This window comes from Bacillus sp. AFS073361, assembly GCF_002567005.1.
Lineage (GTDB): Bacteria > Bacillota > Bacilli > Bacillales > Cytobacillaceae > Neobacillus.
Genome location: NZ_NUZU01000015.1, coordinates 97048 through 111519 on the forward strand (window position 1 = coordinate 97048; position 14472 = coordinate 111519).

Sequence of the window (14472 nt, forward strand, 5' to 3'; positions counted from 1 at the left end):
TGATTGCTGCGCCACAGGAAGTGGAATAATTAATTTTTGAAAAAAATCATTTAGTAATAAGAACATGGATTTATCCATCTATAATAAATTGACTGGGGGAAGCAGTTTGATGGATGCTAGAATAGTTGAAAAGGGCAGAGAAAAGGCAGAAAAAATTTTGTTGCAAAACGGGGGAGAACTTGGTTTACTGGGATCAAGTACTGCTTACCAGCAAGTTTGGGCAAGAGACAGTATGATTTGCGGACTGGGTCTTTTAGCCTGCAGCAGTGAGGAGGGGCCAACGATTCATCGCAGGTCATTGGAGACATTAGGACAGTTTCAAAGTGAACTGGGAAAGATTCCTCATAATGTTGGTTTTCCAAATGTATTAGATCCCGCATTAATTGCACATGGTGGAAAACTTGGTGTTGAAGGTGAAAGTGGACAAGCAGTGGAAGATTCTATCCACGCGGGTTGTGTAGACGGGAATATTTGGTATATTATTGGTCATTATGCGTATTACCAGGAAATGAACGATCAAGAATTTTTACGAAAATGGTGGGGGAATTTAGAAAAGGCACTGCTTTGGCTTCGATATCAAGATTCGAATGAGTGTGGGTTATTAGAGGTTCATGAGGCAATGGACTGGGCTGATTTGTTTGCCAACCGCTATAATGTTCTTTTCGATAATGTTTTATATGCAGCGGCCTGGAAGTGTATGGGACATATGGCTGATGCGTTAAACATCCCTTCGAGCTATTATTATGAAAATGCAGCTGATGTTAAGAAAAAAATTAATATTCTTCTGTGGATTACTCCGGATAATCAGGAAAAGATGGACTGGGTAAAAGCTGAGCGAAAAGAATGGATTTATCCAATTAAGCGGGTCGAAACGGAATTGGTAGAAAGACCATTTTATTTACCGTATATGGGGTTCCGCGATTATGCGGACCGATTTGATACACTTGCCAACCTGCTGGCAATCGTCTTTGGAATTGCGGATGAAACACAAGCAAATAAAATATTGGATTATATTCATGGCTGCGGCATCAATGAGCCTTATCCAGTTCAGGCCTTGTATCCAGCTATTCGCGAGGGGGAAAAGGATTGGCGGGATTATTATCGCGTTCGGAATCTTAATTTGCCTCATCATTACCATAATGGAGGTGCATGGCCGTTTATTGGGGGATTCTATGTTACCGCGTTAATTCAGGCCAAAAGGTTTGATGAAGCAAACTATCAATTAGAGAAATTAGCAAGCATGAATAAAGCAGGTAAGAAAAATGAGTGGGAATTTAACGAATGGTTCCATGGCCAATCAGGAAGACCGATGGGATATGCAGGTCAATCATGGTCGGCAGCCATGTATCTGTTTGCAGAGAATGCTGTTAGAAATCAGAAGGTAAATATTTTTAATAGTGAACACCAATGGGTATCCTATTAAATTTTCTTATATATTAAAGGATGATTATGAATGAATACTAAGGGCATAAAAGGTTTTATCTATCGGATTACGGAACTCGTGATGCAATTTGCCTATCTGCAATTGTTGTGGATTTTGTTCACAATAGTCGGGCTAGGGATTTTTGGTATCTTTCCTTCAACAGCAGCCATGTTTTCTGTGGTTAGAAAATGGGTAATGGGAGCTGAGGATGCACCTGTTTTTAAAACATTCTGGCAGACGTATAAAACCGAATTTGTAAAGGTAAATGGACTTGGATTAATTTTCGTTGCGATGGGATGGTTATTATATGTTGACTTCCACTTCTTTACCATGGGAGACTCAGTTGGCAGCTCACTATTGAAAATAGTAACGATCTTTATCTCATATTTTTTTATCACTACTGCCATTTATTTTTTCCCTATTTTTGTTCATTTTCACTATCGTTTTTTTGACTACGTAAAATATAGCTTTTTATATAGTGTTGCTTCTCCACTAAGGACAGCGGGTATTTTTATTATTTCTTGTGTAATCTATTACTTGCTATTGAAAGTACCTTCACTTTTTCTCATCTTTAGCGGAAGTGTTATTAGTTATATTTGGATGTGGTATGTTTACTTGACGATTACTAGAACACAGGCGGCCAAAAAAGGATGAGTTTTTCGAGTTAACTTGCTTTCTATCATAATAAAAAAGAATTGTTTGACAATAATAGTGATAGGCATTAAAATTAAATTAATTAATAAATTCCTTACCCTAAAATGGGAACGTTCCCATTTTAGGGTATCAAGTTACTAGTAACAAGCCTTTTACTAGCCATGATCTAACTATCATATTTTTTTTATGCGTAATGTAAACGGTTCCTGTTTTTATATTATTAGTAATAGTCAGTTAATTTAGTTTCTCAAAGAACAACATTTGGTTTGGTCTTTTGTGGGAACGTTCCTACATAATAAAGAGACAAAACTTATAGAAAGGAGGCCAATATAGTGAATCCAACAATTATAGATGTTGCTAAACTAGCTAATACATCGAAGAGTACGGTATCCCGTTATCTAAATGGTCTGCCAATAAAAAAAGAAACAGAAGAAGCGTTAAAAAAAGCGATTAAGGAATTAAACTACCACCGCAATGAAAATGCCAGAAGATTGGTTGTCAATAAGACACAAACCATAGGAATTGTGGTTGATAGTATTGCCAATATGTTTTATTCATCCATTTTTAAGGGGATTGAAGAAGTTGCAAAGGAAAATGGTTTTAATTGTGTGTTCTACAGTATGACCTCCAATAAATACACAGAGTCATATTTTCAAAACTTAGTTTTTGAGGGGCACGTAGATGGGATCATCTTAATTAGTTTTATGAAAAGAGATGTTAAAGATCTTTTGGAAATAGCAAACGCAGGGATTCCTGTTGTTGTTTTTGGTGATACGGCCGGAGTGAAGGATTTGGTTTCGGTGGATGTTGATAATTACTATGGTATTTCAGAGCTTGTGCGTTATCTCCATCGAATTGGCCATCAAAAAATAGCTTATATTTCAGGGCCAAAAGACGCAGCTGCAACGGAGTGCCGCTTAGCCGGATACCTTGAAACGATGGAACACTTAGGATTAACTGTTAATCCTAATTGGGTGGTTCCAACAGATTGGTCTAATGAGGACGGATATAATGCTATGAATCATTTATTAACGATAGGTGATTTCACAGCTGTTTTAGCTTCAAATGATGAAACGGCCATTGGGGCCCTAAGGGCAGTACAGGAACGAGGCTATAATGTTCCGGCAGATCTATCGATTACAGGATTTGACGATATCACACTGGCAAGCTGGACTTACCCGCCATTAACAACTGTAAAACAGCCGTTCTTGGAAATGGGGAAAAAAGCAGCGTCTGAATTATTTAAGCGCATGGGAAATTCTGAGGAATACATCTCAGAACGCCATTTGTTAAAACCAGAACTGATTATCCGTGATTCATGCAGGAAAATATCAAATCCGGTTATGAGATAAAAGTTACTGAAAAGGCAATCCATCGATATAGTGTGAAACTAGATTAATGGATTGGTACATACGGACAAACATTGGAGGCACAAAAAAGTTTAAAAGGCTGTGAAAAAATGAGGAAATCATCTATAAACAAATCCAAATATGGTTTTTATTTTGTAGTTCCGTTTTTCGTTTCATTTTTTATTTTTGGCTTAGCACCAATCATTTACTCTCTTTATCTAAGTTTTACGAAGTGGGATGGTTTCTCCGATCCTGTATTCGTTGGATTGGCGAATTATTCACGCTTAATCCATGATACTTTCTTTTATAAGGCGATTGGGAATACGTTAATCATTTGGATACTATCCATTATTCCGCAATTGATTCTAGCCTTAGCCTTAGCAATGATTCTTAATGAGAAATTCATTAAAGGAAAGCATTTCTTTCGAGCGGTTTACTATTTTCCAAATATCATCACACCGGTAACACTCGGAGTGTTGTTTAGTTTAATGTTCGATTGGCAAACAGGGAGTGTAAATAAACTTTTAATGAGTATTGGACTCATCGATGACCCAGTAAACTGGTTTAATAGTCCCTGGCTATCCAGAATTATTGTCGCGGGAGTTATTATGTGGCAGTACTTTGGCTTCAACATGTTAGTTTTTATCGCAGGTCTTCAATCGATACCAGAGGAATTATATGAAGCTGCTGAGGTAGATGGAGCATCGAAATTTACAATCGCTACAAAGATTACCCTGCCATTATTAAAACCGGTCCTGTTATTTACCTTTATCACCTCCATTATCGGTGGTTTGCAATTGTTTGACGCCCCATTAATGTTAGGAAATGGTCCTGATAACTCTACGCTGACAATGGTTATGTACTTATATCAAACAGCGTTCAAAAACTTCGATTATAGTTATGGAGCCGCCATCGCATATGCTATTTTTGTTATCATCTTAATCTTCTCATTGATTTCGATTAAGTTTTCAAAAATGAACAAAGTTGAACAGTAAAATAAGACAAGTAGAAGAAAAACAGGAGCACTTCGGCGAGGAATTGGAAAGGAGATCCCTTTATGATAGCTAACAATGGCATTGCTGATAACGTTACAATTAATGAAGTTAAAACGAAAAAAGAGAGAAACATTAGTAAATATTTAGGCAAATTCGCTGTGTATTTCTTATTGCTGCTAGTCGCATTCACATGTCTGGTACCCTTTTATAGTATGATGGTCACTTCAACCCACGCGAATTCAGATATTGCTAGGAAACTGCTTCTTCTTCCTGGTTCTGAGTTTCTAGAAAACTATCATCGTTTGATTGATACGGTGCCGATTTGGAGAGGTTTTGCTAATACGCTGTTTATAACGATTACTTCAACAGCACTAAATTTATACTTCTCGGCTCTAGCTGGTTATGGATTTTCAAAATTTGATTATAAAGGAAAAAATATTCTGTTTCTTGCTGTACTAGGGACGATGATGATTCCGGGTCAATTAGGAATTATCGGCTTTTTTAAACTTATGGATTCATTCCATATGTTAAATACGTATTGGCCGCTTATCCTTCCATCCATTTCAAACGCATTTGGGATCTTCTTCATGAAACAAATGTGTGATTCAAGTATTCCGACAGAAATTCTCGAATCAGGCAGAATTGATGGGTGTGGTGAAATAAAAATATTCCACCGGTTAGTCCTTCCATTGCTAATGCCGGCTGTAGCAACACTAGGAATCTTTTCTTTTATTGGAAAGTGGAATGATTTCTTAACACCAATGATTATTCTTTTTGATAATGAGCTGCAGACCTTACCTGTAATGATAGCCAGTGTAAAGTCTCAATTTTCAACAGACTTTGGAGCGATGTATGTAGGAATTGTCATTTCAGTTATACCAATCTTAATCTTTTTCTCTATCGTTTCTAAGAAGATTATTAGTGGTGTTACTGCGGGGGCACTAAAAGGATAATGATCTTTAATCTTGTTGGAGGTGTTGTAGAAAAAAGACCTCAGTGCAAGTACATCCTTCAGTGAAAGAGTGGAACTCCTCCACTGAAGAAATGCTTACCTTATCCATCTTTCATAGGTGTAAAAGAATTGACGGTCTTAGCCACCTAATGAAGACGATAAGAAAAATATTAGACCTTCATTATATCAAAAAAAGGAGCTGTAAATCTATATGAAAAAGTGGCTTTCTATCTTATTTGCTTCTGTTCTTGTTCTAGCATTATTTGCTGGCTGTTCGAAAAGTGAGGAGACTGCGTCAGGCAGTATGAATAAAGATAATAATAAAGTGGAAGGTAAATTAACCATTTGGACATTCTTTGGTCAAGTCGAAGATATGGCCAAAGAATTTGAGAAGAAATACCCGGATGCTGATGTTGAAGTAAAAATCTTCCCTGGGGATCAATACCAAACGAAACTATTAAACGTCCTACAATCAGGCAGAGATGTCCCAGATATTTTTGACTTAGAAAGAGGCTATATTGACAAGTTTATCAATTCTAAGTTTGCTGTAAACCTTTCAGACATGGGTGCAGAAGACCTTGTAAAAGATTATGTACCATACGTACAAGCATTAGGAAGAGATTCTAAGGGAGATGTAAAAGCGATATCTGATCACTCTTCACCAGGTGCTTTCTGGTATATCAAAGAAAATGCAAAGAAATACCTCGGAACAGATGATCCAGAAAAAATCAGTCAAATGGTCGATTCCTATGACAAAATTATTGAGTTAGGGAAGAAAGTAAATCAAGACAGTAACGGAAAAGTTCACTTAATATCTCACTTTGGTGATATCTATAACATCGAAGCTTATAATACTAAGCCATGGGTGAAAGATGGAAAATTAACGATTGATTCTGCTTGGAAGAAAAATTATGAATTACAAAAAGAGATTTTTAATAATGATGTAGATGCAAAATTAGAATTCTTCTCTGCAGGCTGGGGTAATGCCATTAATGACGGAAGTGTTGTGTTAACTGCAATGCCAGCATGGGCAAGCTTCATGGTCGATAACAAAAATGATAAGGCAGTAAATAAATATGGTGTTGCAAGAACTCCAAAAGGGTTTTACATGGGTGGAACCTACCGATCTATTTATGAAAAATCACCGAACAAAGAGTTAGCTTATAAGTTTATTGAGTTTATTGCCAGCAAAGAATGGCAGCAGCATAATCTAGAAGTTACAGGAAATATGCCTGGATTATTATCAGTATATGAAGACAACTTGGATACTTATAAATCTCCAATGTTTGGCGATCAAAATGTATTAAAACCATATTACGATACTGTTAAAGATATTCCTGACTATAAGTCCGATAAATATGGTGAAGAAGTGTTAAGTAAATGGAGAAAAGTAGCTGGCCAAGGAATAAAAAATAATGAAAAAATTGATAGTGTCATTAAGAAATTCAAGAAAGAAGTTAAGAACACATTCCCAGAACTTAAGGTAGATTAATAGTTTGTTGTTAAGCAGAGGATGACTTAAAAATGAAATGGCAGCCCCCTGCCGCACTAAGTTGTTTGAAAAAACGATATGGAGCGGTTTTAAGGAGGGGGGCGTATTCTTTTGAGTCATCCTTTACTTTTGGAAGGAGCAGCACCTGTGAGCAGTATACATGAGGAAATAAATAAAATTCGCATCATCGATGGACATGAACATATTGATCCGATGGAAATTCGAAAGAAAAATAAAGTAGATTTCTTTGGTCTGCTTCATTATTTAGAATCAGACTTGATCACTGCAGGAATGAAACGAGGCTTGTTAAACGTAAATTCACCATTAACTGCAGAAGAGAAAGCGGAACAATTCTTGTTGTATTATCACAAAACGCAAAATACAACCTATGCACGGTTATTAAAAACAGCAGTCCACGATTTATTTGGTATGGATGACTGGTCTGTAAATGGAATATTAGCTTTAAATGAAAAAGTATTAGCAGCTACAAATGATGAAACCTGGTATAGGAAAGTTTTGAATGAAAAATCGGGAATTGATTTAGCTATTACTTTGCCTTTTACGACCAATGTTGATTTTTCCCTTTTTCGACCTGTCATGTTTTTAGATTTTGCCTTTAAACTCCGAACCATTAAGGATGTACAGGTTATTGAAAGACAGACTGGAAAGCACGTTCAGACATTCCAAGATTATCTTCATGCTGTGGATGCCTTATTAAATAAATTTGTGAATGAAGGAATGGTTGCTGTTAAGTTAGGTCATGCCTATTGGAGGACGCTGAAGACGCTAAAGCCAACCTTCCATGAGGCAGAACGATGCTTTAACACCCTGCTTTCTTCTATTATAGATGAACCTATGTCGCAAAAAGAATCGGTCATTTTACAAGATTACTTAATTCATCACGTTATCCAATGCTCCATCAACTATGAATTACCAATTCAAATTCATACAGGGCACCATGAAACCAGTGTTTCGGGCAATGGCAATATTATTACCAACTCGAAGGTAACGGATCTCATTCCGCTATTGGCAGCCTATCCGGAAGCAAATTTTGTGCTATTACATTGCGGGCTTCCATACCATCAGGAATATCTGAGTATTGTAAAAAATTATCCGAATGTGTATGCGGATTTTACCTGGGTGTATGCCATCTCTCCAACGATAGCCAAGCAAATCCTGCACCAAATGATTGAGATGGTTCCGCAAAATAAGATCTTTGGTTTTGGCGGAGATTACAACTTCGTTGAAGGAACATATGCACATCAAAAGCTAGCACGCAAAATTGTGGGCGATGTCTTAGTAGAAAAAGTGCAGGATCAACTTTTAACAGAAAAAGAAGCAGTTGAATTTGCCAGAAGAATTTTTAGAGAGAATTTGATTGAACTTTACAAACTAAAGGTGTGATTTCAGTGGGGACATTTATTAACATACTTGAAAACGGGAAGAAACAAACCGAAATACAGGTCTATACTTCGGAACGGAAAAGCGGAAATGCATACCTTCAATTTGACTCCCTTCTTGATATATATGATGAAGAAAAGACGATTGAAAACATTCAAATCGACCATGTTGAAGAAATTGTTGGGGGCTACCACATTTCGGGTCATGGAGAGTACATCTCTGTTGAATCGGAATGGAAGAATGCTCAATCTGGATGTGGCTTTATTCAAGTGAATCTAAAGGTAACCTATAAAAAAGAAACATCCGGTAATTACGGGTTACAGGTTAATGGCAATTTAGCAGGCAGCGGGAAGCCGACTTGGATGATTCCTGGCGCTTTTTATAAAGAAAATCGCTTCGAGCATAATACCAGGAAATATCCAAGATATGATTACCGGGATGGCAATCATGAGGAGATGGTATCGGATCATTGGTCATTTCGTTCAGACCGTGCCGCACTGCCGGCTGTTTTTGCCTGGAATGATGAAATGTGCGGTGCACTTTGTGTCGATGAAATGAGTGAAGTAGGGTTAACTAGCCTAGGATTCAGAGGAAATGACTCTACTACATCGGTTTGGGTTAATTTTCCATATAAAGAAGAACCAGTCACATTTGTTGGTGAACCGATTCCACAGCCAAAGGACATTTCCTTGTACACATTTAAGCCAGGGGAAACCGTTCATTTACAGTTTAAAATCTATACCGCCTCATCTGATTTACATTCATATGATCCATTCGTCCGTGAAATGTACAGGCAGCACCAACAAGAGTACGCTTTAAATCCTTGGATGGGTCTTGAGGAGGCATCAGAATTAACTGCCCATGGTTTATATCGTTGGCACTATATGCCAGAACATAGTATTTTAGCCGAAACGGCTGCGTTTGACCGTGAGTTTAATAATAATGTAAAAGGAATGGGAGATCGTCCCCATATGCATGTGGGATGGGTCAGCGGTGCGCCATATTCATACGCCCTGCTTACCTATGGCAGAAAGAATGGTCATCAACCATATGTTGATGCTGCCATTGATGTAATGAACAATATTGCTTCGGCGCTTGCTCCGAGTGGAACATTCTGGGCATCATGGGTACTTGGCAAGGGCTGGGGAACTGGCTGGAATCCCAAGAATACCTGGCTGCAGGCAAGAACAATCTCTGAAGCCACATTGTTTTTGGTGCGTGCCTTAGCCTTTGAAAAGGAAGCAGGGGTAAGTCATCCAGATTGGGAAAAAGCAGTCCAATCCAACTTAGACTTCGCTGTAAAGAATCAACGATCTGATGGAAATTTCGGGTCTTATTACCATTTTGAAACAGGTGATGTCGAAGAATGGGACGGGGCAGGAGGAATTTTATGGATCGCTTCACTCCTTGAAGGAAGCAACTTCTTTGAAAAAGAAGAGTATCGCCTTGCGGCAGTAAAGGCGGGGCATTATTATGAACATTTCGTACTGGACGAATACATTTACGGGGCACCAGAGGATGTTCATTTAACTCCAACTTCTGAAGATGCTTATAATGCAGTGGTTGCCTATGTACTACTCTATGAAAATGACAAAAACGATAAATGGTTAAAGCTTGCCAAACATGCGGCTGATTGGTTAATGACCTTCCGATGGACTTACAACCTTGCCTTTCCAGAGCAAACATTTCTGCATCAATATGATTTTCGTTCACGTGGTGCGGACCAGGCATCACCTTCTAATCAGCATTTACATAATTATGGGCTATTCTGTGTTCCTGAGATGCTTCGTTTATGGAGGTACACAGATGATTCCTATTACTTAGACCGGACAAGGGATCATATTGCATGTTTCCTGCAGTTTATTGCAAGGAAAGATGGCGATTTTAATGCTTACAAAGGAATGGTAACCGAGCGTTTTTATAATACGAATTGTTTTCAGCCAAAGGGAATGATGCTGACATTATCACATTCTTGGTGTGTAGGTCTTGTGTTATATGCCACCCAGGAAGCCTTACCTTTTAACCACTCATTACAACTGTCTTAATCTGAAAATTCCATTAACCATCTTGGCTTCCCATGATGGTTAATTTTGTTATTACTATTTAAATGGAGGAAACTTGGTATGAAAAAAAAACTTGCGATTATTCACACGACTCCTGTTACGATCGAGCCTTTGAAAGAGTTAGCTGCCAAGATGATTGGAGATTGCGAGATTATTAATTTGGTGGATGACTCTATCCTGCCGCAGTTAAGCAAGAATGGCGGAAAAATACAGGAAATCGCCCAACGCTGGGAAAGTTATGCAAAGATTGCGGAGCAGCAGGGGGCGGATTGTATTTTAAATGCATGCTCTTCGATTGGAGAACTTGTTTCTTTTACACAACCAAAAGTATCTACTCCTATTGTTCGGATTGATGATGCGATGGCAGAATTCGCAATTCATTCAGCTGAAAAAATCGGGGTAGCAGCTACATTGGAAACGACACTAAAGCCAACCTTAGAGTTGTTAAAACAAAAAGCCAGTGAAAAAGGGAAAGCAGTTGTAATTGAGCCAATCCTCGTGGCATCTGCCTATCAGAAATTAATGGCTAATGATAAGGAAGGACATGATTTAGATCTAGCAATTGCCTTAAGGGAGCTGGCTAAAAAAGTCGATATTGTTGTATTAGCTCAAGCATCGATGGCAAGGGTCGTGTCCAATTTTACAGAGGAAGAGCAAAGTCTCTTTGTAACAAGTCCTGAATTGGGAATGGATGCAGTTAAGCGAACACTTCAAAAATAAAAACGAATAAACCACTACAAATACATAATAGAAGGAATGACGACGAATGAATCAATTAAAACCAACAAATGTCCTCCCGTTAACGAAAGCACTTGAAATGGCAGAAAAATTTCACTATGCAACAGGATCCTTTTCACCGCGCTATACACTCATGATTGCACCAGTTCTACTAGCGGGTCAAAATTCAGCATCCCCGCTGATTGTTCAAATTTCACAAAAAGAATTAGAACGTTACGGAATTACTCCGTTTGAATTTGCAGATGAGTTTTATTTACAGCTTGAAAAGTTAGCAATTACTGTCCCAGTAGTTTTGCATCTTGACCATACAAAAGACATACAAGTAATTAAAGATGCCATTGCTGCTGGCTTCACATCAGTAATGATTGATGCTTCAGAAAAACCATTTGCGGAAAATGTAAAAATTACAAAGGAAGTCGTCGAATATGCACACGCCAAAGGAGTTTCTGTGGAGGCAGAACTTGGAATGATTGGAACCACTGATTTTATCGAAACCGATCATGATGAAGAATTATATACGGACCCGGTTGAAGCGGCTGAATTTGTTAAGCAGACAGGTGTTGATGCATTAGCTGTATCATGCGGAACTGCACATGGTGTGTATATGGTTCGTGAACCAAAGGTTGATTTCGAACGGTTAAGCGCTATTCGAGAATTAACTCCTGTACATCTCGTGCTTCACGGAGGATCAGGTGTACCTAGTGAAATGATGCAAAAGGCATTTCAATTGCCAAATGGCGGGGTAAGTAAAGTAAATATTGCCACCGATCTCGAACTTTCTTTCTTAAAAGCGATTGGACGTGAAGAAAGATTGACAAATGAAGAGTGTAATCATTTACCAGTTGAGATTTTACAAGTAGGCCAGGCAGCGGTTGGAGAAACCGTTACGGAGAAAATCACACAATTTCTATTAAGTGATAACAAAGCAAGTCAATTCAACCAATAGAACAACGAGAATAAGGGCAGGGGTTGAGGAAATGAAAGATAAGACATTTCATATGATTGGGAACGCTCATTTAGATCCGGTTTGGCTTTGGCAATGGCAAGAAGGGTTTCAAGAAACAAAAGCTACGTTTCGGTCTGCCTTGGATCGAATGAAAGAATACGAGGATTTCATTTTCACTTCTAGTTCAGCTTCGATGTACGAATGGGTAGAAGAAAATGAACCTGAAATGTTTGCTGAAATTAAGGAGCGAATCAAAGAAGGACGCTGGCAAATTGTTGGCGGCTGGTGGATTCAGCCGGATTGTAACATACCAAACGGAGAATCCTTTGTACGACAAGGACTTTATGGTCAGCGCTATTTTCAAGAAAAATTTGGTGTAACAGCCAAGGTTGGCTACAACGTTGATAGTTTTGGTCATCATGGAATGCTGCCCCAAATTTTGAAAAAAAGCGGAATGGACTCTTATGTCTTCATGCGGCCGGCCCCCAATGAAAAAGGGCTGCCAAGTAATCTATTTTGGTGGGAATCAGATGATGGCTCACGCGTGTTGGCCTTTCGAATTATGCATGAATATAATTCATGGGGTAAAGAACTAGATCGGATTGTCAAGCGTTGTAAAGGTGAGTTTAAAGGGAACGTGCAAGACCAGATGATTTTTTACGGCGTTGGAAACCATGGCGGCGGACCAACAAAGGAAAATATTGAAAGCATTTATCGTTTAAATGAGGATCCAGCACTTCCTAATCTAGTATTCTCCACTCCTGAAGAATATTTTGAAAAAGTGAAGGATACAAAGGGTTTGCCAGTTGTTCATGATGACCTGCAGCATCATGCGAGCGGCTGCTATGCAGCCCATTCAGGAGTAAAGCAATACAATCGAAAGGCAGAAAATATGCTGGTAACGGCTGAGAAATATTCAGCTCTTGCATTTTGGTTAACAGGACAAGCTTATCCTGCTGAGTTTAACAGGGCTTGGAAGAATGTATTATTTAATCAATTCCACGATATTTTGGCGGGAACAAGCATTGAGCCAGCGTATGAGGACGCGCGGAATTTATACGGAGAAGCCTTGGCTATTGCTGACCGGGCACTGAATAATGCTATCCAGTCTATTTCATGGAAGATAGACATTGAGCAGGATGAGCGAATGAGGCCCATTGTTGTCTTTAATCCACACGCCTGGAATAGCAAAGTGAATGTCGAAATCGAAATTGGCAGCATTAAACCAACATCAGTGTTAATCGATGACCAAGGCCAGGCAGTTCCGTTTCAAACGGTACAATCTCAAGCGACAGCGGGCGGACGATACCGCTTAAATTTTTTAGCTGATTTACCAGCTATGGGATACCGTGTTTATCGGATTTATTCAGAATTACCTGGTATCGAAACAGAAGTGGAACCAATAACAGCAAGTTCACATGCAATGGAAAATGATCGCTTTAAAATGGAGTTTGATCCTGAAACTGGTTGGATTTCTAGTCTATTTGACAAAAAGACGGGGCATGAAGTATTTTCAGGTCCAGCATCAAGGCCGGTAGTGATCAACGATAAAACTGATACATGGAGTCATGACACACTTCATTTTAATGAAAAGATTGGTGACTTCAAGGCTGTAAAAGTATATCTTGCTGAGCATGGGCCGGTTAAATCAGTGATCCGCGTGAAAAGTGAATACAACCGTTCTATCTTAATCCAAGACTTTACAATGTATCATGAAAAGGAACAAATCGATGTAAAAGTAACCGTTGATTGGCGCGAGAAATTTAAGATGCTTAAGCTTGTTTTTCCAATTAATTCGATCTTTAGAAAACAGACTTATGAAATTCCATATGGAACAATTGAACGAGAACATAATGGTGAAGAAGAGCCAGGGCAAAGCTGGGTTGATGTTACTGGTGTTACACCAAACCATGAGGGAGTTTATGGATTAAGTCTCATGAATGACGCAAAATCCAGCTATAGCATTCATAATAAAGAGCTTGCATTAACCGTATTACGAAGCCCGATCTACGCTCATCATGATCCACTCGTACCAGAAGAGGACGGGGAATACTCATTTATTGATCAAGGTATACAACGTTTTGAATACTCATTACTACCTCATGAGGGAAGCTGGGAAGAGGCAGAAACACCGAAAAGGGCAGCGGAGCTAATTTGTAAACCAATCTCAATTATTGAGACTTTCCATAAAGGTTCGTTACCACAAAATGATTCTTATGTGACTGTAACTGCTGATAATGTGCTCGTAAGTGCAATTAAAAAGGCAGAAGACAATGAAGATTTAATCATTCGATTATATGAAACAAATAAACTGCCAACGGAAGCAGAAATCACCTTGCCAAAATTTGATCGGAAGTTCAAGGCTGTCTTTAAGCCTTCTGAAATTAAAACCTTCCGTATTCCCAAGAATATTAATGAACCTGTCAGAGAGACAAATTTGATTGAATGGGATGAATAAC

At 38.6% G+C, this 14472-nt stretch carries 11 protein-coding genes; all 11 read left to right on the top strand.

Annotation, left to right across the window (positions count from 1 at the left end):
* Window positions 1-109 precede the first annotated feature (109 nt).
* The 11 genes from COJ96_RS10265 to COJ96_RS10315 all read left to right on the top strand — a co-directional run bounded on the left by COJ96_RS10265 (window position 110) and on the right by COJ96_RS10315 (window position 14471).
* Window positions 110-1423: an amylo-alpha-1,6-glucosidase gene (locus COJ96_RS10265; protein ID WP_098572847.1), complete on the top strand. Its 1314-nt coding sequence runs from the start codon at window positions 110-112 to the stop codon at window positions 1421-1423.
* Between the two features lie 30 nt (window positions 1424-1453).
* A complete protein-coding gene (locus COJ96_RS10270) occupies window positions 1454-2077 on the top strand; it encodes a YesL family protein (RefSeq protein ID WP_098572848.1) in 624 nt (207 codons plus the stop codon).
* Window positions 2078-2409: 332 nt separating this feature from the next.
* Window positions 2410-3429, top strand: coding sequence for a LacI family DNA-binding transcriptional regulator (locus COJ96_RS10275; RefSeq protein ID WP_098572849.1), 1020 nt, complete (start codon window positions 2410-2412; stop codon window positions 3427-3429).
* Window positions 3430-3536: 107 nt separating this feature from the next.
* The gene (locus COJ96_RS10280) at window positions 3537-4421 is read left to right on the top strand and encodes a carbohydrate ABC transporter permease (RefSeq protein WP_098572850.1); all 885 of its coding nucleotides are present in this window, start codon (window positions 3537-3539) and stop codon (window positions 4419-4421) included.
* A 62-nt stretch (window positions 4422-4483) separates the two neighbouring features.
* On the top strand, window positions 4484-5374 hold the full coding sequence (locus COJ96_RS10285) for a carbohydrate ABC transporter permease (RefSeq protein WP_098572851.1): 891 nt from the start codon (window positions 4484-4486) through the stop codon (window positions 5372-5374).
* A 210-nt stretch (window positions 5375-5584) separates the two neighbouring features.
* Complete coding sequence (locus COJ96_RS10290) at window positions 5585-6865, top strand: ABC transporter substrate-binding protein (protein WP_098572852.1); 1281 nt, start codon at window positions 5585-5587, stop codon at window positions 6863-6865.
* Window positions 6866-6976: 111 nt separating this feature from the next.
* Entirely contained in the window at window positions 6977-8269 is a 1293-nt protein-coding gene (locus COJ96_RS10295) for an amidohydrolase family protein (protein ID WP_098572853.1), read from the top strand.
* Between the two features lie 5 nt (window positions 8270-8274).
* Window positions 8275-10311 carry a YyaL domain-containing protein gene (locus COJ96_RS10300; protein ID WP_098572854.1) on the top strand — a complete coding sequence of 679 codons (2037 nt, stop codon included), beginning with the start codon at window positions 8275-8277 and terminating at the stop codon, window positions 10309-10311.
* Between the two features lie 78 nt (window positions 10312-10389).
* Entirely contained in the window at window positions 10390-11049 is a 660-nt protein-coding gene (locus tag COJ96_RS10305) for an aspartate/glutamate racemase family protein (RefSeq protein WP_098572855.1), read from the top strand.
* A gap of 46 nt (window positions 11050-11095) precedes the next feature.
* Window positions 11096-12013, top strand: coding sequence for a class II fructose-bisphosphate aldolase (locus tag COJ96_RS10310; protein ID WP_098572856.1), 918 nt, complete (start codon window positions 11096-11098; stop codon window positions 12011-12013).
* A gap of 31 nt (window positions 12014-12044) precedes the next feature.
* Window positions 12045-14471: an alpha-mannosidase gene (locus tag COJ96_RS10315; protein WP_098572857.1), complete on the top strand. Its 2427-nt coding sequence runs from the start codon at window positions 12045-12047 to the stop codon at window positions 14469-14471.
* Window position 14472 lies beyond the last annotated feature (1 nt).